At 40.2% G+C, this 25566-nt stretch carries 22 protein-coding genes and 1 pseudogene; 13 read left to right on the top strand and 10 right to left on the bottom strand.

What is annotated here, in order from left to right:
• The first annotated feature begins 27 nt into the window (after nt 1-27).
• Both SYN7502_RS09775 and SYN7502_RS09770 read left to right on the top strand, forming a co-directional pair.
• Nucleotides 28-945 carry a histone deacetylase family protein gene (locus SYN7502_RS09775; protein WP_041430099.1) on the top strand — a complete coding sequence of 306 codons (918 nt, stop codon included), beginning with the start codon at nt 28-30 and terminating at the stop codon, nt 943-945.
• An 88-nt stretch (nt 946-1033) separates the two neighbouring features.
• Complete coding sequence (locus SYN7502_RS09770) at nt 1034-2566, top strand: cryptochrome/photolyase family protein (protein WP_015168673.1); 1533 nt, start codon at nt 1034-1036, stop codon at nt 2564-2566.
• 37 nt (nt 2567-2603) lie between these two features.
• On the opposite strand, the gene proS is transcribed toward SYN7502_RS09770, so the two are convergent.
• Nucleotides 2604-4634 carry a proline--tRNA ligase gene (proS, locus tag SYN7502_RS18315; protein ID WP_015168672.1) on the bottom strand — a complete coding sequence of 677 codons (2031 nt, stop codon included), beginning with the start codon at nt 4632-4634 and terminating at the stop codon, nt 2604-2606.
• A gap of 171 nt (nt 4635-4805) precedes the next feature.
• On the opposite strand from proS, the gene SYN7502_RS09760 reads away from it, so the two are divergent.
• A complete protein-coding gene (locus tag SYN7502_RS09760) occupies nt 4806-5336 on the top strand; it encodes a GlcG/HbpS family heme-binding protein (RefSeq protein ID WP_015168671.1) in 531 nt (176 codons plus the stop codon).
• Between the two features lie 49 nt (nt 5337-5385).
• Here SYN7502_RS09760 and SYN7502_RS09755 read toward each other — a convergent pair whose 3' ends face one another.
• Complete coding sequence (locus tag SYN7502_RS09755) at nt 5386-6636, bottom strand: urease accessory protein UreH domain-containing protein (protein ID WP_015168670.1); 1251 nt, start codon at nt 6634-6636, stop codon at nt 5386-5388.
• A gap of 276 nt (nt 6637-6912) precedes the next feature.
• Between SYN7502_RS09755 and SYN7502_RS09750 the strand changes: the two genes are divergently transcribed.
• A complete protein-coding gene (locus tag SYN7502_RS09750) occupies nt 6913-7113 on the top strand; it encodes a hypothetical protein (RefSeq protein WP_015168669.1) in 201 nt (66 codons plus the stop codon).
• Between the two features lie 18 nt (nt 7114-7131).
• Here SYN7502_RS09750 and SYN7502_RS09745 read toward each other — a convergent pair whose 3' ends face one another.
• Nucleotides 7132-7632, bottom strand: a complete 501-nt coding sequence (locus tag SYN7502_RS09745) for a DUF4079 domain-containing protein (RefSeq protein WP_015168668.1) — start codon at nt 7630-7632, stop codon at nt 7132-7134.
• A 266-nt stretch (nt 7633-7898) separates the two neighbouring features.
• On the opposite strand from SYN7502_RS09745, the gene SYN7502_RS09740 reads away from it, so the two are divergent.
• The gene (locus SYN7502_RS09740) at nt 7899-8393 is read left to right on the top strand and encodes a bifunctional nuclease family protein (RefSeq protein ID WP_015168667.1); all 495 of its coding nucleotides are present in this window, start codon (nt 7899-7901) and stop codon (nt 8391-8393) included.
• Between the two features lie 118 nt (nt 8394-8511).
• Here SYN7502_RS09740 and rplI read toward each other — a convergent pair whose 3' ends face one another.
• Nucleotides 8512-8976: a 50S ribosomal protein L9 gene (gene rplI, locus SYN7502_RS09735; protein ID WP_015168666.1), complete on the bottom strand. Its 465-nt coding sequence runs from the start codon at nt 8974-8976 to the stop codon at nt 8512-8514.
• 224 nt (nt 8977-9200) lie between these two features.
• Between rplI and SYN7502_RS09730 the strand changes: the two genes are divergently transcribed.
• Both SYN7502_RS09730 and SYN7502_RS09725 read left to right on the top strand, forming a co-directional pair.
• Nucleotides 9201-10583, top strand: a complete 1383-nt coding sequence (locus SYN7502_RS09730) for a TldD/PmbA family protein (protein ID WP_015168665.1) — start codon at nt 9201-9203, stop codon at nt 10581-10583.
• 116 nt (nt 10584-10699) lie between these two features.
• On the top strand, nt 10700-11830 hold the full coding sequence (locus tag SYN7502_RS09725) for a peptidylprolyl isomerase (RefSeq protein ID WP_015168664.1): 1131 nt from the start codon (nt 10700-10702) through the stop codon (nt 11828-11830).
• Between the two features lie 18 nt (nt 11831-11848).
• On the opposite strand, the gene SYN7502_RS09720 is transcribed toward SYN7502_RS09725, so the two are convergent.
• The gene (locus SYN7502_RS09720) at nt 11849-12127 is read right to left on the bottom strand and encodes a hypothetical protein (RefSeq protein ID WP_015168663.1); all 279 of its coding nucleotides are present in this window, start codon (nt 12125-12127) and stop codon (nt 11849-11851) included.
• 76 nt (nt 12128-12203) lie between these two features.
• Nucleotides 12204-12881, bottom strand: coding sequence for a molybdate ABC transporter permease subunit (gene modB / locus SYN7502_RS09715; protein ID WP_015168662.1), 678 nt, complete (start codon nt 12879-12881; stop codon nt 12204-12206).
• A gap of 223 nt (nt 12882-13104) precedes the next feature.
• On the opposite strand from modB, the gene SYN7502_RS09710 reads away from it, so the two are divergent.
• Together SYN7502_RS09710 and SYN7502_RS09705 are read left to right on the top strand one after the other, a co-directional pair.
• Nucleotides 13105-13794 carry a PHP domain-containing protein gene (locus SYN7502_RS09710; protein WP_015168661.1) on the top strand — a complete coding sequence of 230 codons (690 nt, stop codon included), beginning with the start codon at nt 13105-13107 and terminating at the stop codon, nt 13792-13794.
• Between the two features lie 5 nt (nt 13795-13799).
• A complete protein-coding gene (locus SYN7502_RS09705; protein WP_015168660.1) occupies nt 13800-16799 on the top strand; it encodes an alpha-mannosidase in 3000 nt (999 codons plus the stop codon).
• Between the two features lie 52 nt (nt 16800-16851).
• On the opposite strand, the gene trxB is transcribed toward SYN7502_RS09705, so the two are convergent.
• A complete protein-coding gene (trxB, locus tag SYN7502_RS09700; protein WP_081581050.1) occupies nt 16852-17877 on the bottom strand; it encodes a thioredoxin-disulfide reductase in 1026 nt (341 codons plus the stop codon).
• Nucleotides 17878-18077: 200 nt separating this feature from the next.
• Here trxB and SYN7502_RS09695 point away from each other — a divergent pair, with 200 nt between their 5' ends.
• Together SYN7502_RS09695 and SYN7502_RS09690 are read left to right on the top strand one after the other, a co-directional pair.
• Entirely contained in the window at nt 18078-19271 is a 1194-nt protein-coding gene (locus SYN7502_RS09695; protein WP_015168658.1) for an FtsW/RodA/SpoVE family cell cycle protein, read from the top strand.
• Between the two features lie 71 nt (nt 19272-19342).
• On the top strand, nt 19343-20602 hold the full coding sequence (locus tag SYN7502_RS09690) for an MFS transporter (protein WP_015168657.1): 1260 nt from the start codon (nt 19343-19345) through the stop codon (nt 20600-20602).
• A 53-nt stretch (nt 20603-20655) separates the two neighbouring features.
• On the opposite strand, the gene SYN7502_RS09685 is transcribed toward SYN7502_RS09690, so the two are convergent.
• Nucleotides 20656-21696, bottom strand: a complete 1041-nt coding sequence (locus tag SYN7502_RS09685; RefSeq protein ID WP_015168656.1) for a 1,9-bis(guanidino)-5-aza-nonane synthase — start codon at nt 21694-21696, stop codon at nt 20656-20658.
• A 629-nt stretch (nt 21697-22325) separates the two neighbouring features.
• Between SYN7502_RS09685 and SYN7502_RS09680 the strand changes: the two are divergent.
• Together SYN7502_RS09680 and SYN7502_RS09675 are read left to right on the top strand one after the other, a co-directional pair.
• Nucleotides 22326-22909: pseudogene (locus tag SYN7502_RS09680) on the top strand (CatB-related O-acetyltransferase).
• A 110-nt stretch (nt 22910-23019) separates the two neighbouring features.
• Nucleotides 23020-24198, top strand: a complete 1179-nt coding sequence (locus SYN7502_RS09675; protein WP_015168655.1) for a glycosyltransferase — start codon at nt 23020-23022, stop codon at nt 24196-24198.
• Nucleotides 24199-24223: 25 nt separating this feature from the next.
• On the opposite strand, the gene SYN7502_RS09670 is transcribed toward SYN7502_RS09675, so the two are convergent.
• Together SYN7502_RS09670 and SYN7502_RS09665 are read right to left on the bottom strand one after the other, a co-directional pair.
• Nucleotides 24224-24922 (bottom strand): pirin family protein, encoded by a 699-nt coding sequence (locus SYN7502_RS09670; RefSeq protein WP_015168654.1) that lies wholly within the window; start codon nt 24920-24922, stop codon nt 24224-24226.
• Between the two features lie 133 nt (nt 24923-25055).
• Nucleotides 25056-25355 (bottom strand): chlorophyll a/b-binding protein, encoded by a 300-nt coding sequence (locus SYN7502_RS09665; protein WP_015168653.1) that lies wholly within the window; start codon nt 25353-25355, stop codon nt 25056-25058.
• Between the last annotated feature and the right edge of the window lie 211 nt (nt 25356-25566).

Here is a 25566-nt window from a genome sequence, read left to right as displayed (position 1 = left end):
ATTTATTCGATGCAATTGATTAAAAATATGCAAATTATCTACAGTGACGAATTTTTAGAGCATTTAACAGGGGCATTTCATCCCGAAAAACCTGAACGCTTAACCGCAATCACTACTGCCTTAAAAACCCAACCTTGGAGCGATCGCCTGCAATGGCAACAACCCCAAATCCGTGACTTACAAAAGCTGAGAACCGAGATCGAAAAGTGTCATAGCTCCAAGTATATTGATCAAGTTAAAGCCATATCTGCCCAAGGTCATGGGATGCTAGATGCGGACACCGTACTTTCTCAAAACAGTTATCAAGTTGCCCAATTAGCGGTAAGTGCTTGGCTAGATGGGGTAGATCAAGTCCTAAAAAGTGATAAGCCTGTATTTATCCTTTCCCGCCCCCCCGGACACCACGCAGTTCGAGACTCAGGTATGGGATTTTGTATTTTTAACAATGGGGCGATCGCAGCTAATTATGCCCTAGAACAGTACGGAGTCGAACGAGTAGCTATCCTAGATTGGGATGTGCATCATGGTAATGGTACCCAAGATATTGTGTGGAATCAACCCCAAATTGCCTATATTTCGATCCATCAAGCTCCTTTTTACCCGGGTACAGGGTGGCAAGCGGAACGGGGCGGACATGAAAATATTTTGAATCTGCCTTTACCTTCTGAAAGTGCGATCGCTACCTATTTACCTGTTTTTACCCAAAGAGTGATTCCATTTTTACAGGATTTTAAGCCCGATTTACTAATTATTAGTGCTGGCTTTGATGCCAACTCTGCAGACCCCCTTGCCAGTATGAATCTACAGCCCCAAGACTATGGCGTATTTACAGAATTATGCCTAGGTGTAACTTCTCGGATTTTATTGGGTTTAGAAGGGGGCTATGAGTTTCAGAGTTTATCTCAGTCAGTGGTGGCAGTGGTGGAGAAGATTTTAGATAATTGAGGAGTATAGACGACGAATGGTATAAGTGTATAGGCAAAGCTTAAAGCAGAGGTATACAAATCAAAGTAAGTGAAGAAGAACTAAAAATATGCAGAGCGCCCCCAATATCTCTTCTCAATGCGATCGCGCCATATTTATTCTCTATGACCAGCTAAATCTAGCGGTGTTTCCTCAAGAACTGCTTGACCAAAAGCCATTACTAATCTTTGTCGAATCCCTGAGCTATGCCACGGCAATTCCCCATCATAAGCAAAAATTAGTTTATATTCTCAGCGCTCAAAGACACTTTGCGATCGCCTGTCAACAACTGGGATTTCCAGTCCTAAATTTATCTACGGAAGGATCCTATGCCAAAGCGATCGCTGATTTTTTGGATCAATATCCACATATAAACTTAACCTATATGCTTCCCTCAGAATGGGATACAAGATCGCAAATGGCGGAACTAAACAAACAATTTGGAGATCGGATTAATGTAATCCCTAATAATTTTTTTATAGCAAATACGGAAAAATTTAAATCAAAAATCAAAAAAGGATATCGCTTAGAAACTTTTTATAGAGAGCTTCGCAAGCAAACTAATTACTTGATGGAAGATGGTAAACCGATTGGCGGTAATTGGAACTATGACAAAGAAAATCGTAAGTCTTTACCCAAAAATCTTTCTATTCCAACAATCCCTGAAATTGAGCCTGATGCAATTACACAGGAAGTAATTGAATTTGTTCAAAATTATTTGCCAAATGCTTTTGGTAGACTGGATAAGTTTAATTATGCCGTAACGCGCGATCGCGCGTTAGAACTAGCGAAATTATTCATCGAAACTCGGTTGGCAAATTTTGGAGCCTACGAAGACGCGATTAAAACTGAGGAACCATTTCTATTTCATTCAGTTTTATCAATTTATCTCAACAACGGTTTACTTCTGCCCCAAGAACTCTGTGAAATGGCGATCGCTGCTTATCACCAAAATCTTGCTCCCCTAAATTCCGTTGAAGGTTTTGTCCGCCAAATTCTGGGTTGGCGAGAATATATACGAATCTACTATGAAGCCAAGATGCCAGAGGCTCGCGAAAGTAACTATTTTAGATTTACCAATAATTTGCCTCAACTTTATTGGGATGCTCAGACTGATTTACTGTGCCTAAAGGATGCGATCGGTAATGTTATCAATTATGGCTATTCCCATCACATTCAGAGATTAATGATTTTGAGTAATTTTAGTAATCTCACAAATACCGATCCCCGTCAGCTTAATCGATGGTTTTGGCTTGCCTATGTTGATGCCTATGAATGGGTGGAACTTCCGAATGTCTTGGGGATGTCTACCTTTGCCGATGGCGGAATTTTAGCGTCAAAACCTTATGTGGCGGGCGGCAACTATATCAATAAAATGAGCAATTGCTGCTCTCAATGCAAATATGATGTCAAATCAAAAACTGGGGATAAAGCCTGCCCATTTAATTATTTATATTGGCACTTTATCGATCAGCACCGTGAGAGCTTTGCAGAGAATGGACGGGTTTCGCTAATGGTTAGTACCTATGATAAGAAGTCTCAATCTGAGAAAGAAGCAATTCGTGAATCTTCTCTAAAATTTATCCATACTATTCCTATCTAGCACCATTTATTGAATTTTATCTCTATTCTAAAATTCTCTATTCCCTAGATGTAGAGAAAACGATCGCTGATAAAGTATCTACCACTTGATCGATCGCAATATTTTTTGCTTCTTTTGTGGCACGATTTACTACTTCCACTTTGCCTTCAGCCAGACTCCGCCCCGTCACAATACGATAGGGAATACCGACAAGATCGGCATCTTTAAACTTTAGTCCCGCCCTTTCATCACGATCATCTAGGATAGTTTCAATCCCCGCTTGATTTAGTTCCCTTAGTAACTTCTCTCCCACTTCAATTTGGGCAGGATCATTGACATTAGGAACCGAGATAATAACATGATAGGGAGCGATCGCCACATTCCAAATTATGCCATCTTTATCATGGGATTGTTCCACTGCCGCCTGTGCTAAACGGGATACACCTAGTCCATAACAGCCCATAATTAATGGTAGTTCTTCGCCATTCTCATTGGTAAAAGTTGCTCCCATCGCTTTAGAGTATTTCGTTCCCAATTGGAAAATATGCCCAACTTCGATTCCTCTAGCAGTTTGGAGAATTTGACTAGGATCGTGAATAGAGCGATCGCCAGCCTTTGCTTTTCTCACATCCACTATCAGCTTTGGCAATTGAAATTCTTTACCCCAATTCGCCCCAACCACATGGTAGTTAGCTTCATCTCCACCCGTGACAAAATTCTTTAACTCCACCGCAGTGCGATCGACTAAACGCAGAAACTGAGGATGTACCTTAATCTTACTTCTAGTATCTTTAAAGGCTTTCAAGCGGTTTGGAAATTCTTCTGTTTTTTCTTTATTAAGAGAATCATTGATGATATTCCCTTCAAAACGAGAAATCATTCGAACTAGATCATATCCTTGTTTATCAGGATCATAAAAATGGTTTGCTATACTTTTATTGTATTCATAACTAGTTGAAGGTATTAGCTTTTCTAGCTCATCATGAGAAATGTATCTAGGGTCTAGAATATACGAATCATCTAGATTTGGAGGTATATAACCCAAAGGCAAAGATTGAGAACTCCATACTTTTTGTGATTCAGGATCGGGAACCTTTAGAGCCAGAAGTGCTTTACCTTCATAGTTCCCTGCTAACTTAACTAATTCATTTTGCAGCTTTACTTCATTCACTTCTTGATCACCACGAATGCTTACTAATACTAAAACTGTAATGCCACTATCGTAGGTAACTTCGTATAGGACATTTTTGAGAATCTGAGTAGCAGAGCATTTGAGAACTTCGGCAAGCTTGGCGATCGTTTCGGTATTAGGAGTCAGAAGTTTTTGATATTCCGTAAAGGTTGAAGGCACTAAATCCGCAGGAAGAGATATGGCTTTTTCCATATTTGCTGCATATTTCCCGTCTTCAGTAAAGAGAACATCGTCCTCGCCTGCTTCTGCCAGTACCATAAACTCTTGGGAACCAGAACCGCCGATCGCTCCCGAATCAGCATCCACAGCCCGAAACTTTAGACCACAGCGATTAAAGATATTACGATAGGCTTGATCCATTGCCCGATATGTTTCCTTTAGGGATACTTCAGAACTATGAAAAGAATAGGCATCCTTCATAATAAATTCCCGACCCCGCATTAAGCCAAATCTAGGGCGAATTTCATCTCGAAATTTAGTTTGTAACTGATACAGATTTAAGGGTAACTGCCGATAGGAACGAATTGTCTCACGGGCGATCGCCGTAATAACTTCCTCATGGGTTGGACCTAAGCCTAATTCTCGATTAGTGCGATCGGTTAGGGAAAACATAATGCCTTCAGCCTTTGTGTAGGTTTCCCACCGCCCAGATTCTTGCCATAGCTCCGCAGGTTGAATTTGAGGTAGTAAGCATTCCTGTGCGCCTGCTGCGTCCATTTCTTCTCTGACAATCCGTGAAATTTTTTGCAATACCCGCCACATTAAAGGCATATAAGCATAGACTCCACTGGTAATACGGCGAATATATCCTGCCCGTAATAGGAGTTTATGGCTTTTAATTTCAGCTTCGGTGGGGTCTTCACGCAGAGTCACCCATAACATTTTCGATAGACGCATGGACAAGCAACCTTAATTTGGTCTTAATTTGGTAGATATAATCTTAGCTGAACGGGCTTACCCTTAGAAAAATAAAGTTTAACTTCAGAATATATACAAAATATGAATACTCCTACTAGAACATAGGTTTTTCCTTTATTCTGAGAGCAGTAAATCAACGGGAGAAAGCTAATGTCAGGAGTTGCGTTTAGATTACAAGCTATTGCCTTTACCTTTGTGGTTGTCTTTAACACTTCCATAATCAGCGTTCAGGCTCAAGGCATAATCAATATGCCGAAACTGTCAGCAGCACTAGCTAATGAACTTGTGGGAGAATCAGTTGCAATCTGTCAGCAGAGGGGTTACAAAGTAGTAGCTGTAGTTGCCGATCTTGATGGAGTTCAACAAGCACTGTTACGAGGCGATGGCGCACCAGTTCACTCTTTGAATAACGCCTACTATAAAGCCTATTCCGCTGCTTCCCTGACCTTGGCACTCAAAGAAAGTGGCACCAAGGAAGTTAGTGAAAGACTAGCTAAAAATCCTCCATCCACAGTACCACCAACTCAATTACCTAATGTTACCTATGCGATCGGGGGTGTAACTATTAGAGTTGGAGATGTTGCAATTGGGGCGATCGGGGTGAGTGGCGCTCCCAATGGGTTGATTGATGAAGGATGTGCTAAAGCAGCACTAGCCAAAATTCAAGATCGTTTGAAATAAGTTGCATTGACATTTAAAGTGGGAAAGAAGTGCATCTCTAAAATCATGCTCATTTTCTGGGTACAGGGTTATACAAATCTGATAAATGGCATAGCTGCCAAACCCAAGGCGATCGCACTGCCAAAACTATTATGATCAACATCAAAAGCAACAGTACTCGAATGATTGCATCTAGCCCCCAAGTTAATTTCCCCAAATAATGGGAACCAATTAACACAATGTGAATGCCCGTAAAGATAAAAGCTGGCAAAGTTAATAAATGAATTGGTCTCCAGTAAGCACCTAAATATTGCACAGCTCCTTCAAAGCTAGTCATAGCCGCAGGTGCAATTAAACAAAGGGCAAAGACTCCAGACCAAATTCCAGCTTGATGGGGAGGTAGCATAAATAGAACAGCGCGAGGATTCCAACCCCAACTATGATCAATCATGTGTAGAGTGTGAATTAAAGCAAGGGCAAATGCTCCCACTCCTAACCCTCGGCGGTACTGATAGAGAAAATCCCAGAGTTTTTTAATCGGACGAGCAATTAGAGCCAAACTCATCAAGATCAAAGCCCCGTGACCACTATAGTCCACCATCGTATCACCAGTTCGCAAGACCGTAATTACCCCAATCGCTACCGTAAGCCAGCCCCCTAATCGAGACAGTTGACCTCGGCGATCGCTACTAAGTTGTGAACTAAATACCCCCACACCCACCATTACGGGTAAAGTTCCGATCCCAAATGCCAACATTATTGCTGCTCCTGCCCCAAAGCTAGAAGCCTCTGCCGCCTTAATTTGAGCCGCATATAGAAATCCACAGGGCATTAATCCCCAAGTAAACCCTAAACACAAAGGATTTTGCGGAAACTTGACCATAAGATTTACCATCAGGTCATGGATACGCCACTTTTTTAGCGGTTTTATTAAACCTAAAAGATTGAACTTTAAAAACTTAAAACCCAACTTAAAATTTAGCTGTGATAGTCCAAATAAAATCAGAATTATCCCCGTAGCGATCGCTATGCCCCTTCTAACCGAACTATCAAGCCCCGCTAATTGACCACCTACTACTAATACCTGAGCAATTGCGCCAATGCAGCCACCAATAATGGCATAACTTAATAACCTGCCCACATTGAGCCAGAGATGAAAAGTTAATGCGGCAATCCTTGACTGACTGACACCTTGCTGATTTAGGGAAAATGCTAGGGCGATCGGGCTACACATCCCCGCACAGTGACCAAAGCTACCTAAAAAACCCAGTGCTGCTACTAATAAAAGATCAGAGAAAAAAGAAAAGGCGATGGCATTCATTAATCTTTGTGTCTAATTTCTCTGTTTAGCTTTCTCTTTTTGGTTTAGCTGATCGGTTATCAATAGGAAAAGGGGTAAGGGATATGATTACTGTGTTTTATGGGTTTCGGGATACAGGGGTTCCGCCCCTGCGTGGGGCGCCCAACATATCTCTTATTCATCAAATAGGCTGTAGCATTTTAAACTGATAACTTACTTTTAATTATCACCCAATTACATCTATACAATTACACTTATACATGAATGACAATTACATAAGTGTAAATTCAAGCAAGCATGAAAGTATCCTTAGAGTTCTTATATCATTTTCGATGCGATCGCTGTGATCAATGGTGGAGTATTGCTGACATCAAACCCCAAGTTGGCTCTGAAATGAGTTGCCCGCACTGTGGACACTTGAACCTAGTGGAGAGCATTCAAACTTTCCTAGAAGCTGCTAAATCTAGTTGCCTAGATAAGTTACCCGATCCTAATTAAGTTCTTAATCAAGTTATATTAAGCTGCTTTTGCCAATTGACTTAGGAGCTTTTGAACAATTTCAAACCCTGTGACTGCTTGCCATGCAAAAATTCCGACTAACAGAGTATTGATACTAATATGAGTATATCTTGCCCAATCTTTACCCTGTTGCATCAAGGGAGCTAAGGATGCTGATAGGGCTGCTAAACCCGCTACTCCCAAGCCCGCAATTAAGTGAGGACCAACAAATAACTTATTATTATTTATAAAAGTTACTGCCATTCCCCCAATACTCCCCATAACCAGTCCAACCAGTAAAAGTGAACCACTGATATAGTGTTTATCTTTAATAGCTTTAAGGGTTCCACCTGCTTCTTCTTGCAGAGTCTTTTTTTCATCACCTTTAGCAGTACGAATTTTTCTAACCTGAAGTCCTAAATAACCTGCATAGAGGGCTAAAGCTAGGGTGAGAAACATTAAGAGAGGATGGGCAAATGTAACTAAGGGTTTTAAAAAAGTAGGAATTTCAATGTTCATAGCTATATGGTCAAATTTTAAGATTATTTTAATCTATGGATTTAAGTTTTGTGACTAAATTTTAAGCTTTGGTATATAATTCTGCCGTGATACTTCTAGGTGATTACCTCTACGAGTAAATGTGCCAAAGTTGTGAAAATATAAGAATGAACTTCAAATTTTTTGAATTTGAAATTGCGACTAATTCATAGTACCTTCAAGTTTGAAACCTAAGTTTAGAAGTATAATTGACTCTGTGTTCAGGTATTTCGAGAGGCTTGTTCAAAATGATTGAAATGAAGGTGGCAGGAATTGCCGTTGATGCTGTCAGTCATAACCCTATTGTTTTACTACGAGATGGTACCCAACGTCGCGCATTACCAATTTGGATTGGTGAATCTGAGGCAAAAGCGATTGTTATGGCTCTTGATCCTAAGTCCTCTGCTCGTCCTATGACCCATGATTTATTCGTTAGCCTATTTGGGGCTTTGTCCGCAAAACTAGAGAGAGTGGTGATCCACTCCCTGAAAAATAGCACCTTCTATGCCATCTTGACGGTAAAAGTAGGTGAGGTCAAAAAGGAAATTGATGCTCGTCCCAGTGATGCGATCGCCATTGCCCTAAGAGCAGGCTGTCCGATTTGGGTCATGGAAGAAGTAGTGGTTGAAGCATCTATCCCCGTGGATCAGGCAGCTGATGAAGCAGAGCGACGCGCATTTCGTGAATTTTTAGAAGATATTGCACCCTCGGATTTTGTCGAAAAATCTAGTGGTAATTCCTAATCAGCCTCTTAAGTAAGTAGGTAGGTCAAAGAAAAGTAAAAACTTTTTGAGAGCAGAAAAACTAAAACCCATTGTGGGGTGTTGCCCTCCGACCCCTTCTATTTTTAGATTACTTTAACTATTCAGGGACAACTTGAACTTTAACAGTGGCAGTAACCTCAGCATGGAGCTTGATCTCAACATCATAAGTACCAACTTGCTTGATGTCGGGTACGGTGATTTCACGGCGATCGATTTCAAGGGTGGATTTTGCCAAAATTAGCTGAGCTACTTCTCGATCTGTAACGCTACCAAAAATTGAAGACTTATTGTCACCTACGGCTTTTTTCACGATTAAAGTCCCAATTGAACTTAGGGTAGCTTTACGTCCTTCTGCTTCTTGACGAATGGCAATTAAACGTTGGCGCTCCTTTTCTTTGCGTCTTTCTACTTCCTTATTGATCCCTGCGGTAGCACGCACAGCCAAGCCGTTAGGTAGTAGGTAGTTTTGAGCATAGCCGGGAGCAACATTAACTAGGTCGCCTAATTTTCCTAATTTGACCACATCTTTAGTTAGCATTACTTGCACATCACTTTTTGCCATGGATTTGTCCTTTTTGTTTTTCTTATAGAGCGAAAATTTTGAATTTTGAGTATTTTAGACCCTAGAACCTTTGAGAACCTTGACGCAACCTTAACTTTTGATCTTAACAGCCAGATTAAAAGCCAGATCAAGTTGAAGAACGGTTAAATTTTTCAGGTCTTTCAGTATATCTAAAATTCGCTTTGCAGTCTAGGATGTAAAAACGATTAAATATTTTAGTAATCATGGTGAATTCTAACTTCAATCAGAAATGGGTACCCGATGTCATTGAGGCACTGATCCAAAAATATAAATCTCAGGTGGATTTTTTGGCAATCCGCCTTGAGTCAATGGAAGGTACAGAGATTTTGTTGCGGAGTGGGAAAGTTGAGACTCTGAGTACAGGTGTATCTGTGGGTGGACAGGTCAGGGCATATCATCGTGGTGGTTGGGGATTAAGCAGTTTTAATAAATTAGATACCCTAGAGTTAAGAGTTCAAGAGGCGATCGCTGCGGCACGATGGGTGGGTAATGATGAAAATAATTTGGCACCTTTGGCACCAGTTAGGGATCAAAAGTCCTTGATAATTCCCATTCAAGCAACTTTGGCACAAAAACGTGATCTATGTTTTCACTATGATGAAATTTTGCGATCGCAATCCGATCAAATTGTCAGTAACTCAGTCAGCTACAACGACAGCACTCAAACTGTAATTATTGCTAACTCCGAAGGCACTTTAATTGAACAGGCATGGAGTGACTTAGAAATGCGCTTTGGGGCAACCGCTAGAAAAGGGGATGTAGTACAAACTGCCAGAGAAACCGTCGGATCAAGATTGGCTTTTACAGATTTAGAAGGACTAGATACTCAAGTAAAATCGGCTGCTAGCCGGGCAGTATCGGCGTTGGACTTACCCGTGGTGCAGGGTGACACTTATACCGTAGTCATCGATCCAGTGCTAGCAGGGTTGTTTGTGCATGAAGCATTTGGGCATTTATCTGAGGCGGATATGATCTATGAAAATCCCGATCTGTTAGAAGTTATGGCACTGGGACGGCGGTTCGGCACAGAGGATTTACAGATTTTTGATGGGGCATCGATTTTGGGACATCGAGGTAGCTATTTTTATGATGATGAAGGCGTACCTGCCACAACTACCCAGTTAATTAAAGATGGGGTTTTAGTCGGTCGGCTCCATTCTCGTGAAACCGCAGGGAAATTAGGAGAGGCACCTACGGGAAATGCACGGTGCTTAGATTATCACTATGCGCCCATTGTGCGGATGACAAATACTTGGATTGGCAGAGGCATGACCCCAGTGGTAGATTTATTTAATGATATTCCCGTAGGAGTCTATGCCAAAAATTGGCAGGGAGGTATGACCAACGGTGAAATGTTTACGTTTACCGCAGGGGAGGCGTGGATGATTCGGAATGGTAAGATTGCAGAGCCTGTCCGAGATGTCACCCTATCGGGAAATGTCTTTCAAACCCTAGGAGATATTGAAGCGATCGCCAATGATTTTTTTTGGGATGAATCTGGTGGTTGTGGTAAAGGTGGGCAGAATGGTTTAGCAGTGGGCTGTGGCTCCCCTAGTTTACGAATTCGGGATGTGATTGTGGCTTAATTACTTGCGATCGCACCACTTCAGCCATAGCATTTTAAGTAAAGAGTAAATTTAGCGACAATATTAAACATTTAATTAAATATCTAGTTCATATAATTTTCAACCTAATTTTTAGAATGCTAATCAAATACTTAAATCCCAGTTACCAATCAAATAGTTTTTCCCATAGATTTGGGCATAGGGTTTTTCAGCTATGGGTGGCGATCGCCTTGATCATCACAATTTTTATTACCATCAGCCCTCAGCCTGTAGAAGCAAAACTGCCTGCTAATAGTGCCATCAAAGACTCCAGAATTCTTTTACGCAATGCCTTACCGATCAAAAATGAGTTAATCCGTGAAGTTCAAACTACCCTAGAGGCACAACCTCGCCAAGCCAATCTCAAACGGTGGAATAGCATTGCTAAGGACTTAAAGCGAGTTAAAACTATTTTGGCTCAGGATCAACAGAAATTACTGGCAAATGTGACCGATCAAGCCGCAGGACTGGAAAACCTGAAAAAGCTAAATGATGCTCTGACTCCCCTTGAAGAAGCGATCACCAACAAAGAGCGGAATAAAGTTAAACCCCTAGTTGAGCAAGCTTTGGAATATGTCGGTAATCTTGAAGCGCTGATGGTCACCCAATTTCCCTTCACAGTCCCAGAGGCATACGCCCATCTCCCTCAACTGAAAGGTAGAGCCACCGTAGAACTGGAAACCTCCAAAGGTACGATCACCATAGTTTTGGATGGCTATAATGCCCCCGTAAATGCTGGGCAGTTTGCCGATCTAGTGCAAAGAGGATTTTATGACGGACTCAGCTTTAATCGTGCCGATGATGATTATTTCCTCCAAGCAGGTGACCCACCCGGTGCCGCCGATGGATTTATTGATCCAAATACTGGCAAAGTGCGGACTGTTCCTATGGAGGTTAAAATTCCTGACAAAGAAGTCCCATTCTATGGATTTACCCTCAGTGATCTTGGCTTAGCTCGGACACTTCCAGTATTACCTTTTTCTGCATTTGGTACGATCGCGATGGCACATCCCGCCGAAGATGTAAACGGTGGTTCTTCTCAGTTTTTCTTGTACTTATTTGAATCGGACTTAACCCCAGCAGGCTTAAACCTCATTGATGGCAATTATGCGGCATTTGGTTATCTCAAGGATGGAACTGAAGTCCTGAGAAAGCTTAAACTGGGCGATAAAATTATTTCAGCCAAAATTATTGAAGGGGCGGAAAATTTGGTTCAGCCTGCTGCCTAACTCAGTTCATTAATGCTCCTAGGCATCCTGAATACGTTCTGAAAAATACCTATCGATCGCATCTATACAGTCATGGGATTCTAGCCAACCATAGGCTTGATCCGATGTCATTACCGTTAAGGTAGAGGTTTGTTCTTTCAGGAATACATCTCTACCTCTCTCTACTAAAAACCATGCCCCTTTTGCCGTGACGTACAAAGTTTGAGAAGTTTTATCTAAGACTAGTTTAGGTGTATATACAGCCACTACTACGGCTGTATCGGTGTTATAACGAGTGTGGTCAATAATTTTAATCATTGTTAATACTCGAAGCCAAAATGGAAATGAAGTTGGGACTAAAGATTTAGTAGCTTCATTCTAAAACCACATTGATTTAATTTTGATAGGAATTAGATTTTGGATTTAAGTAATCAAGGGTAAAAACCGCAGTCAATGAAATACACAGAATTAAAGCTACCCAAAAACCTCCTTCTTTAAATTCTCCCGCTTCGACAGCAAAGTAAATTGCCATAGGCATGGTTTGGGTTTGTTCGGGAATATTGCCTGCTAGCATCAGAGTTGCCCCAAATTCTCCTAAAGCTCGGGTAAATGCCAACACCGTTCCCGATAATATCCCCGGCAGTGCCAAGGGAAAGGCGATATAGCTAAAAACTTCTAGCTCAGAAGCTCCCTCAACTCTGGCAGCATCAAGTAATAGCGGATCAATCTGCTGAAAGGCACCAAGGGATGCTCGGTACATTAACGGAAAGGCAATCACGATCGCAGCAAGGACGGCTCCATACCAAGTAAAAACAATTTGGATAGCTAAGCGCGAAATTAGTTGCCCGATCACTCCATTTTTTCCCAATAGCAAAAGTAAAATAAATCCCACAACCGTAGGCGGTAAGACTAAAGGAATTAGGAATAGAGAATTAATTAGCGATCGCCCTCGTCCTCGATAATAAAACATGCCATACCCTGCCCCAACACCAAGGCAAAAGGTAATAACTGTAGCAATCACAGACACCTTGAGAGAAATCCATAGGGGTGAGAGATTTGGCAACAGACTCATTTTTACCTCACTTTATCACCTCTGAACTTTTAAAAGTGTAGAACAACCTGGGCAGGGAATTTTTATTGGAGAACCCTTAGCCAGCCCCTTTTGGTCTAACATTAGGACTAAATAGTGGATAGTACATATCAGGACATTTAATACTTGTTACCATTAATTTCCTTAATTTACACTCTAACTAAGTTAAGATAAGTTAATATATTGACAGTCACCAGGGCTTTTTATGATAAGTCAAACTCGCTTATCCCCACAACTCACAGCAACTAAGCTTAGACAAATTTTTGGTACAGTACATGCCCATAGCTGTCCTAGTTTGTTAAATTTTCATCTGCATACGGTTTTCTCCGATGGACAGATGCAGCCCCATGAAGTTGTGAATCAGGCAATTAACCTAAATCTTGCCCATATTGCCATTACCGATCACCACACCGTAGACGGATATTACCAAGCCCACCAAATCTTGCAGCAAAACCATAGTTATAGCCTTAATTCTAAACTCCCTCACCTCCATATTGGCATTGAGATTAACGCCAGTTTACTATTTACTGAAGTGCATATATTAGGCTATGGCTTTGATCCAACTCATCCTTTTATTGAGCCATATTTACAAGGTAAAACCACCGCAGGTATTGATTATCAGGCAAAAAGTGTGATTAATTCCATTCATAATGCTGGAGGAATTGCGGTTTTGGCACATCCTGCTCGGTATCGCCGGTCGCCTGAAGAATTAGTTCCTGCCGCCGCAGCTTTGGGGATTGACGGGATTGAGACCTACTATTGCTATACCAACTCTATGCCTTGGAAGCCTAGTGTACGTCAAACTCAACAGGTTAAACAATTAGGCGATCGCTACGAACTTCTCCACACCTGCGGCACCGATTCCCACGGTTTTAGTATTGCTACTAGGCTGTAATTACCGTGAGTATTTTCATAAGACTGGGGAAGCTTATTAGTCAGCTTGAGGAATTATCAAAGATTAATTTAATTGGTAACTGGCATCAAGACCTAAGGGAGGAAGTAGTTCCTATAGGTGAAAAAGATAGCCTGATTTTCAAACAAAGTGATGCTGTAATTCATTTAACCCAAACATGGAGAGTTCCTAAATATTTCAATAATTTAGATATAACAGGAACAACGATCAGATTAAAACTAATATGGTGGGCATCCTTAGTAGAAATATTTATTAATGGAGCTAAGGTTCAAGAAGGGGATTTATTTGATCAAAAATGCCGACTTTTACTTGCAGAAAATGTCCAAGAAGATCAAAACTTTAAGCTGGAAATTAGGTTAATTAGCCCAAAACATGATCGAGGAGCCTTACAGAAGTCGGAGCTAGTGATTTCATATCCGCATCAACCCTGTGATCCCTATAAGTTATCGGAAGAATTAGGGGTAATTTCTGCGTACCTGCCATTACTTACTGAGTATGAACTCGAGTTAGATCAAATAGTATCAGAATTAGAGTTAATTTTTTCAAGTGTAATCAATAATCAGATATTTAATCAGCTAGCAAATATTAGGAGATCACTAGTTAAATTATTATCAAAGTTCTTTCAAGATCGAAAAATTTATATTCTAGGAAATGCTCATATTGATGTGGCTTGGTTGTGGGCGATCGCAGAAACTAAAGAAGTTATAAACCGCACATTTAATTCGGTTATAGATTTGCAAAAACATTATCCAGAATTGATTTTTAATCAAACTACAGCCTTATTTTATGAATGGATCGAACAAGAATATCCAGAATTATTTATCCAAATTCAAGATCATGTTCGGAAGAATCAATGGGAACTGACAGGTGGAATGTGGGTTGAACCAGATTGTAATTTACCTAGCGGAGAATCTTTAATCCGACAGATTATTTATGGCAAACAATATTTTTTGGATAAATTTAATCAAGATGTAAAAATTGCCTTCTTACCCGATACTTTTGGTTTTAATTTTCAGCTTCCCCAAATATTACTAAAAAGTGGATTTGCAGCTTTTATTACCCAAAAATTAACATGGAATGATACTAATAAATTTCCGCATCAAGTATTTTGGTGGCAGGGATTGGATGGTAGTAAAATTTTTACTTATTTTTGTAATGAATTGGGTTTAGGCATTGAGCCTGTGGCGATCGCTAATTATGCAACTAATATTGAAGCTAAACATCATATTAAAGATCATCTTTGGCTTTATGGGGTTGGAGATCATGGTGGTGGACCAACTGCGGATATGTTAAATCTTGGGCGAGAATGGTCTGAGTCTGAGTTATTCTACAAATTAATTCCTACTAAATTTAGTGATTTTATTGAGCAGTTAAAGCAATCTAATCCTGATATTCCCACTTGGCATGATGAGTTATATTTAGAATTTCATCGTGGTACATATACTTCAAAATCTGATCAAAAACTGCAATGTCGCCAATCAGAAATTTTATTAGGTAATCTAGAGAAATATTTAGCGATCGCTACTTTAGTTAAAAATAAAAAATACCCTAAACTTAAATTAGATCAGGCATGGAAAGGTTTATTACTTAATCAATTTCATGATATTTTACCCGGAACTTCTATCCATGAAGTATTTATAGATGCCAATCAAACTTGGGGTCAAGTTAATAATATAAGTAATGAATTTTTTAATATTTCAAAAGTGGTTAATCAAAATGATGATTTGTATATTTGGAATTTTTGTAATTGGGTAAGAAGTGAAATTATAGAAATAAAAATCGATAGCTCAGATAATTACTTGATTCAACAGCATAATAACTTAGATTTATTATTGACACAAAAAACTAAAAATGGACTGATATTTAACTGTAATGATATAGAAGGATTAGGAAGTTCTCAGTTTAGGTTAGTTAAAGATGATGGTTCTAGTCAAACTATCAATCCTGATTTAGTAATTACAAACTCAACTATCGAAAACAAATATATTAAAGTTGATTTAGATATTAAAACAGGTGAAATATCTCAGATTTATGATAAGAGGTTTAATAATAATCTTTTAAGTAATAACTGTGAATTGGAATTTTTTGAAGATAAAGGACAGTATTGGGATGCGTGGAATATTGATCCTAATTATGAGGATAAAAAATTAAGTGGACTAAAATTTGAAGCAATCAGTATCTATGAATCGGGAAATCTTAGGGTATCTTGGCAAATTATTAAGAAATTTCAAAATTCTACGTTTATTCAAGAAATTCAATTGGATGCCTTTAATCCCTATATTACGATTAGAAATTGGGTGGATTGGCAAGAAGAACATATTTTAGTCAAGGCAACTATTCCATTAAGTTTTAGCTCTGATTTTGCCACCTATCATATTCCAATGGGAGCGATCGCCCGCAGTACAAAAGATAAGACTAAATTTGAGGTTCCTGCTCATTTTTGGGGAGATATAAGTACGGATGGCGTTGGATTAAGTCTATTAAATAATTGTAAGTATGGCTATGATGCTAAGCACAATCAAATCAGGTTATCTTTATTGCGTAGTCCTAATTTTCCCTGTCCCAATTCTGATCGAGGAGTTCATGAATTTATCTATAGGTTAGTTCCCCATCAAGGCAATATTCAAGCTGCTAAGATTCATCAATTGGGCTATGAATTAAATAATCCTTTAGTGATTCAAAATAACTCTTTTCATATATCTAGTTTTATCAAAAACACCTCAAGTAATATTATTCTCTCTGCCTTTAAGCAATCTGACTTGCGATCTAAAATCGGGTTGAATTGGATCGTGAGATTTTATGAATCCTGCGGAGAAACTGTTAATGAATCTATTACTTTTGCTAAATCAATCCAATCTGTATGTGAGTGTGATTTGTTGGAACATCCGTTATCGGAAATCTCTCACAATCAGGCTCAATTTAGTTGTACTTTTACACCTTTTGAAATTAAAACCTTTGCGATCACATTTAACGAAATAAATCATTGAGAAAATCAATCAAAGTTGCAATTTACGCTGCCCGAAAAATAATTAGGCTCAGTCATCCTAAACTAAATTCAATAACATCATTTTCTATGGTTTCTTCGGGTGTGGATACTGGTAGAAACTCTTGCAGTAAGCCTGTGCCAGAAAGCCAACGTTCTGCTTCTAAAGCTGCCATACAGCCAGTTCCTGCGGCAGAAATTGCTTGACGATATTCATGATCCTGCACATCTCCACAAGCATAGACTCCTTCAACATTAGTAGCCGTAGATTTACCCTTGGTGACAATATAACCAGTAGGATCAAGCTCGATCGCATCAATAAATAGGGCTGTATTGGGTTTATGCCCGATCGCATAAAATAATCCACCCACTGTTAAATCTTGCTCCACACTACTAACAGTATTTTTAAGTTTTAAGCCTTGAACCCAGTCATTGCCATAAACATCGGTGGGTACGGTTTGCCAATGCACTTGAATTTTAGGATGGTTAAGTACTCTTTCCTGCATAACTTTACTGGCTCTGAGGCGATCGCTTCGCACTAATAAATGCACCTTAGAAGCATACTTAGTTAAAAAAATTGACTCCTCGGCTGCCGTATCTCCACCACCAACCACTGCCAATTCCACATCCTTGAATCTGGGAATCCCCCCATCACAAATCGCACAGGCGGAAATCCCTTTATTCCAAAATTGGTCTTCACTGGGTAAATGTAAGCGTTGGGCAGTGGCACCTGTCGCAATAATGATACTGTGGGCTAAAGTTTCTCGTTCAGCCGATCGTACCGTAAATGGACGCTGCTTAAAATCCACGGAGATCACATCTTCCATCCATAGTCTTGCTCCAGAGTTTTGAGCTTGGGCTTTCATTAAACGCATCAGCTCTGGTCCCATAATCCCCGTGGGAAATCCAGGGAAGTTCTCTATACCTGTGGTAGTCATTAACTGTCCACCTGGTAAGCCCATCTTCAAACCTTCAAAAACTATGGGATTAAGGCGGGCGCGTCCTGCATAAATTGCCGCTGTATATCCAGCAGGACCGGAGCCAATAATTACCAAGTTAGAAATTTCTGATGGTTTAGGCATAGAATTTTCGGTGCGGATGTTTACGTCTATGGGGTAAGACATCTATGATATAAGTGATTGATTATACAAACATAACCCAAACAATTGGAACAAGGAAGTTGTCAACATAATTCTTCAGCTATTTACATAGAAACTTTAGATAATCCCTTGACAAATTCGCCAACAATCCCAAAGCTATAGCTATCTTTATTTAGTTTGCCGTGCGTTTATTTCCCTTTTTTGATAAATCTGTCCATGATTGGGCGATCGAGGCTCGCCTGTTGCGCTGGTTAACCTTCATTTGGCTATTTATTGGTTTAGCAATGCTATTTTCGGCGTCCTATGCCTATTCCGATATTGTCAATAACGGTGATCCTACCCGCTTCTTTAAGATGCAGCTACTGTGGGGAGCCATTGGTCTAGTGGCATTTAATGTGGTAATTCATTTACCCTTAAAAATTACATTCCGCCTCGTAAATCTGGGCTTAGGTATTGGTCTAGTCCTCTTATTTGCTACCCATATTAGTGGCATTGGTGCAACTGGTAATGGTTCTACCCGTTGGCTGGCTCTAGGAGAATCGACAATTCAGCCGTCAGAATTAATTAAGCCGTTTTTAGTACTCAAGGCTGCTCAATTATTTTCCCAATGGCACCAAGTTACAACTAAAGCTAAGGTGGCTTGGCTGGGAGTATTTGCGATGACTTTGGCAGGGATTCTGCTGCAACCAAACTTGAGTATGACGGCTCTGTGTGGAATTACGCTCTGGATTATTGCCCTTGCTGCTAATTTCCCAACGGGACAGCTATTAGGCACTATGGGTTTGGGGGTTATGGTGGCAACCCTCAGCGTCAGTTTTAAAGACTATCAACGGCGGCGAGTTTTATCTTTTTTAGACCCCTGGCAGTCACAGCAGGGCGATGGTTTTCAGTTAACTCAAAGTTTGATGGCAATTGGTTCGGGTAGTATTTGGGGAACTGGGTTTGGGATGTCACGGCAAAAGCTGTTTTTACCATTTCAATATACGGATTTTATCTTTGCGATCTTTGCAGAAGAATTTGGCTTGGTTGGCTGTGTGCTGTTAATCCTCATGTTGATTGTGTATGCCACATTAGGCACACTGGTGGCTTTGAAGTGCCAAAATCCCACCATTAGACTAGTTGCCATAGGAACGACATTTTTATTGGTCGGGCAATCATTTATTAATATTGGTGTAGCTACAGGAGTTTTACCAACTACGGGGCTGCCGTTTCCATTTATGACCTACGGTGGCAGTTCTATGATTTCTAATTTATTTGTAGCAGGACTATTAATTCGCTGTGGACGAGAGATGTCTCAGATTGTGCTTTTGCGTCCGAGGGTATCGCCTGAGTTAGAATCGAGGAAGAAAAAACGACAGCTTTCGGCGGTTAAGTAGGTTAATTTTGGTAATTTTAGGTAACATGACAAATTCTGGTGCTAAGTCCGTGAATCCTCGATCTCTGAAATATGATTTCTAATAATGGATTTTTGCAGTTGCTGGGCGATCGCCAGTTTTTATATCTATGGTCGGCGCAGTTAATTTCTCAGTTGGCGGATAAGGTTTTATTAATTCTCTTAATTGCGATCGCTACTTCCGAGGCTTACGTTAGCTACTCGGTACCAGTTAATAGTCGTGAGTCCATGATTATGATTGCTTCAACGGTGCCAGCAATCCTATTCGGTTCCATTGCGGGTATTTACGTTGATTTATATCCTAAGCGCATGGTCATGATTGTCTGCAATATTTTGCGCGGACTTTTGGTGTTAATCATTCCCTTTCTGCCCAAGATGTTGATTTTACTGTTAACCGTAACTTTTATCATTTCCATCTTTACCCAATTATTTGCACCCGCAGAGCAGTCCGCCATTCCATTGTTGGTACCAGAGTCCTGTTTAATGTCTGCTAATGCCCTGTTTACCTTAACGATGATGGGCGCAATGATTATCGGTTTTGCCATTGGCTCTCCCTTATTACACCTGTTTGCAGGGATTAGGTTTGGTCAGGAGCTTTTGGTGGGAGGGATGTATCTCATGGCAGGATTAGTATTATTTTTTCTGCCTAAAAATGAAGTCATTCCCAAACGTGACCATTTACATAATGTGTGGCAAGACCTGAAAGATGGGTTAAAGTATCTGCGTCACAATCCCCTAATTAGCGGTGCGATTTTGCAGTTAGTCATTTTCTATGGCGTGTTTGCCGCAATGCTGAAGCTATCCATTAACCTCAGTGAAATTATTACTAACAACCGTACGGATTTTGGCTTTCTGTTAGCTGCTGCTGGAGTTGGTTTAGCGATCGGGGCTTTAATTTTAGGGCATTTTGGCGATCGCTTTGCTCACCGACCCTTACCTTTAGTGGGCTTCATTGGGATGGCATTAATGCTGATTTTTTTTGCCCTAGTTAAAGACCTGTGGTTGGCGTTAATTTTAGCGGTCATTCTCGGATTTAACGGCTCACTGGTAGGAGTGCCAATGCTCACCGTGATTCAAAAATATACACCAGAAAATATGCGTGGAAAAGTATTCGGACTCCTGAATAATGCGGAAAATATTGCTGTTAGCCTACCCCTAGCGATCGCTGCTGTCACCCTAGATGCTTCTATTTCAGCACTTGGAGAGGTGAAAGGACTACAGTTGGTAATGTTTATTTGTAGCGCGATCGTTTTAGGTTTAGGGCTATGGTCATGGTCGATCACACGGAAAGCTCTAGCAAAAGATATTAATTAGGAGCCAAGGGCAGAAAAATAGCATTTAGCTCCTAGGAATAAAACTAAGCTTAACTACACCACAGCAAGGACTTGAGGTTGCTGGAATAATTTTGCAAAGTTACGAGGAGAACGTTCACGCCAGTTACCTTTACCGTAGGCATACCCAGCAATTAAAGGCATTGCTAAGGTGGCTTCAGAAAATACCATTTGCTCCGTGGCAATATCTACTTTCCCCCAAGAATGAGCTTCTCGTAAGGTAGAGCCAGACAAGGCACCATCCCGTTCATCCGCAACAGTGACTTGAACCGCATATTTGTGCATAGCAGTTTCAAAGCCGAGCAATTCCGCCGCCACAACGGTATCTTGGGCAAAGTTTTTAGGTACGCCGCCTCCAATCATAAACAAACCAGTGTGAGCAGAAGCCAACTTGCACTGAGTTAATTCACGGAAGTCTTTAACAGAATCAATGGTTAGATGAGATTCAGGGGAATACCACTGGTGGTGAACTAAGCCAAAGCCTGCGGAGCAATCACTGAATGCTGGCACAAAAATTGGAACTTGATTTTGATAGGCAGCAAGTACTACAGAGTGACGATTACGAGCATTCGAATCTAAGTATGCACCCATAGCATGGATAAATTCACGGGAAGAATGGGGACGAGGGGGTAAAGCCGCAGCAATTTCGGCGATCGTCATATCACAAACCCGCAACTGATCTTCATCAATGTAGGTATCATAAATGCGATCAACATGTGCCTCTCTGAGTACGGTATCATCAGCTAAAGGATCGCCTACATAGTGGCGGAAACCTAGTGCCTCAAAGAAATCTTGATCGACAATATTGGCACCAGTGGAGACGATCGCATCAACCATATTATTAGCGATTAGATCATAGACCACACCCTTTAAGCCTGCGCTAAACAATGAACCAGCAAGACATAAAATAATGGCACAGTCTGGATCAGCGATCATGGTGTCATAAATACGAGCCGCACGACCAAGATTTCTACCTTGAAAAGCAGTTTGTCCCATGGCATCGACTAAGCCCACGACATCAAAAGCTTTAATATCAATATGCTCTACGGTTTCGTTCAGTAATTGTTCACGTTTCATGGTTATTTTCCTGTTGGTTGGTAAATTTTGGGGGATAATTGCTGGAGATAATTACATCCAGTCGGCACAAAATCGGCATAAATCTATAACGACAGAAACGATAAAATCATTAACTGCCTAGTAACTGCATCGAAAAACTAGTAACCTAATCAAGTGCAATTACAGATTATTCGATTTGGGATTTGGAAAAATATTTAGCTTTAGCTTTTCTTCTATCTCAAGAAGCGATCGACCAAGGTTGCGTTGTAGTTTTGTTTAAAACTTTTTTGTAAAACAACCCTTATAGTTATCAGGTCGATCAGACCATACTGGGTCCTTCGCAGGTGTCATCCCAAGATAGAGCAGGATCAGACTGTCTTTTTTCATCTAACTTGATGTCTAGATGCCAGCCACAAGAAACTGTGATAATCTTTTTATTCACTTTTTATGTAACAAAAACAACAAGCTGTATTTAATACTATCATCTATTAGCTGAAATTTTAAGTGTTTTTTGATTTGGGCTAAATTTTTAGTTATAGTACTTTGGATTACAGCTTGAAGCAGTAAATTTGGGTTGTTAGTGAGAATTAAGGTATTTCTAAAATTTGGAAAATATTTTGTACGGAGCTAATCCGAAAGATAAACATCCTATGAAGGGATTTCCGCAAATCTGCTTCATTCAGAACACTGTATCGAATCCCAATATCATTATTGGTGATTACACCTATTACGATGACCCAGAAGACTCGGAAGATTTTGAGCGTAACGTCCTATACCACTTCCCATTTGTTGGCGATCAGTTAATCATTGGAAAATTTTGCGCTTTGGCAAGAAGCATAAAGTTCATTATGAATGGGGCAAATTCTCGACCTATCCGTTTCAGATTTTTGGTAACGGTTGGGAAAAAGTTGAGCCTCAGTCTGAAGACCTACCATACAGAGGTAATACAGTCATTGGGAACGATGTGTGGATGGGTTATGAATCAGTAATCATGACAGGAGTACAGGTAGGAGATGGAGCAATCATTGCAGCAAAATCAGTAGTAGCAAGTAATATTCCACCTTATACGATTTTTGGTGGTAATCCAGCTAGGTGTATCCGTCAACGCTTTGATGATCAAGTAATCCAATCGCTACTTGAAATAGCTTGGTGGAATTGGGAGATCGCAAAGATTACACGCAATTTGGATAAGATCGTCTCTGTAGATATTGAGGCTCTGATAAATTGTGAGTAGAAGTAGTAGAACAAGTTTGTTGAACCAAAATTAATTCTAGTCAAGGCAATCCAGTCTAAAAATAAGTTAATGTCGTATGGCGGTTGCTCTGCAATAAAAATCACCCTCCCATGTCCAGTAATCTATCCTCCTCTTTACTAATTCCTAATTCATCCAATGTGAATGGGCGATCGCTCTACTTTTCTTTAGTAATTCCTACTTTTAATGAATCTCAGAATATTAAAGACCTAGTACCAGTTTTAACAGAGTTACTAGATAAATTTTTGCCCAATAATTACGAGCTAATAGTAGTAGATGATGACAGTCCCGATCGCACATGGGAAGTGGCTGAAGCTTTGACCAGTGATTATCCCCAACTTCAGGTTTTACGGCGGATCGGTGAAAGAGGTCTATCTACGGCTGTAATTCGAGGTTGGCAAAATGCCCAAGGGCAAGTTTTGGGAGTAATTGATGGCGATCTTCAACATCCCCCAGAACGATTAATAAAATTACTAGATGCGATCAAAAGTGGTGCGGATTTGGCTGTTGCCAGTCGTCATGTTGATACAGGCGGAGTGAGCAATTGGAGCTTGGTACGGAGATTTTTGTCACGGGGAGCGCAGTTATTGGGTTTAGTAATTTTACCCGGAGTCATTGGTCGAGTCTCAGACCCCATGAGTGGATATTTTGTGGTGCGGCGGCATTCAGTTTGCGATCGCCAACTCAGTCCCATTGGTTACAAAATTTTAATTGAGGTGCTAGCACGAGGAGACATTTCTAAAGTTACGGAGGTGGGTTATGTATTCCAAGAACGGCAGGAAGGCACAAGCAAAGTAACCTGGAAGCAATACCTAGAATATATTAGCCACCTATTACGGTTACGTTTTTCTCTAGGCGAGTTTAGGCGATTTCTCCAATTTGGTTTGGTGGGTTTTAGCGGCGTATTTGTGGATATGGCAGTGCTGTACCTGTTGCATGATCCATCTTCTTTAGGATGGGGACTGACCAGAAGTAAATTTATGGCTGGAGAAGTGGCAATTATTAATAATTTCTTGTGGAATGACGCTTGGACATTTAAAGACTTAAGCTCACGCCAAACTGCATGGAAGTTTAAGGCTAAGCGATTTATCAAGTTTAATATTGTCTGCTTAATTGGACTGGGGCTAAATGTGCTGTTACTAAATTTATTTTTTAATATTCTGCATATTCATTATCTAGCAGCTAACTTACTGGCGATCGCCGTAGTAACAGTCTGGAACTTTTGGATTAATCTTAAACTTAGTTGGAGAGTCACAGATACTAATGAATAAAATTTGAATTCAATAAGCAAATTCCTTACGCTAAATCAAAAATTAAGACTTCGGCTTCGGCTTCAGCAACTATATTTAGGGTTTGAGGAGTTTCTACTGCTACGGCATCCCCTGCACTCAAAAGCAGATCGTTAATACTGACTTTACCCCTAGCAATATGCAGCCAGCCATAGCGATTTTCGGGAACTGTATAGGCAATTTTAGAATTGGGACTCAAGACTGTGGCATAGATATTTAAATCCTGTTGTGCTGTAACTGAGTTGTCTCGACCATCTTTGGAAACGACTAGTCTTAATTGATCCTGCTTTTCCTCGGTGGTAAAGGTTTTTTGTTCATAGCTAGGTTCGATCCCATTGCGATCGGGTAGAATCCAGATTTGCAAAATGTGAGCAAGTTCAGTTTGAGAATGGTTATACTCGCTGTGAGTAATGCCTTTACCAGCACTTAATCTCTGTACTTCACCGGGATAAATTACCGAACTATTACCCATGCTATCTTTATGCTCTAAGGCACCTTCTAGCACATAGGTAATGATTTCCATATCTTTGTGCGAGTGGGTACCAAATCCCATTCCCTGCTGAATAAAGTCTTCATTAATTACCCTTAAAGACCGAAATGCGATATGAGCAGGATCGTAATAGTTAGCAAAAGAGAAAGTATGGTAACTCTTTAACCAGCCATGATTAGCAAATCCTCTTTCTTCGGATTTTCGCAGTGTAAGCACAATATCTACCCTCAAAATCACTTATATTCAATTCTAAACCGTATCGAGAAAGAATAGAAAAATAAAAAACCTCTCTTTAGTACAGCTTTAGCTTTGGCACAGAGAGGCTTTGAGTTTTCAACGGGGCTAAAATCTAGCTATTTTCAGAGGCTATGGCTTGAACATTACTGAGTTTGACGGCGTAATAACCAATAATTGCTGCGGCTGTGAATCCTGCGAGAAAAAGAGCAACAAGAACATCACCACCGCTAGTATTAATGCCAATTTGCCCTAAAATACCTTTCCCTGTGGTTACTTCCCCTGCTAAAGCTGCCACAAATCCGATCATTGCCATGCGACCATTCCAAAGCTCGGCAAAATTGCTAAATCCAAATACGCCTTGACCAGTTGGATTGACATTGGTATTTGCAAAATTAATTTTGTTCGTAGTCATATTTTTTACCGTTTATACACATCTAAAATATTACAGTATTTGTAACAAAATGTAAATATTAATTACGCAGTCGTATTATTTACTGTGATTTGGTTGGTAAAAATAAGTTGATGTTATGAATTCTCTGTGGAGTAATTATAAAAATTATGACTCTAAGTGTAAAAGGTCTAGCTAATTGAGGGATATATGCGCTAAATTACTAGGCAAGATT

This window comes from Synechococcus sp. PCC 7502, assembly GCF_000317085.1.
Classification (GTDB): domain Bacteria; phylum Cyanobacteriota; class Cyanobacteriia; order Pseudanabaenales; family Pseudanabaenaceae; genus PCC-7502.
Note: the sequence above shows the minus strand (reverse complement) of the source record. Positions and strands in the feature narration are given on the sequence as shown.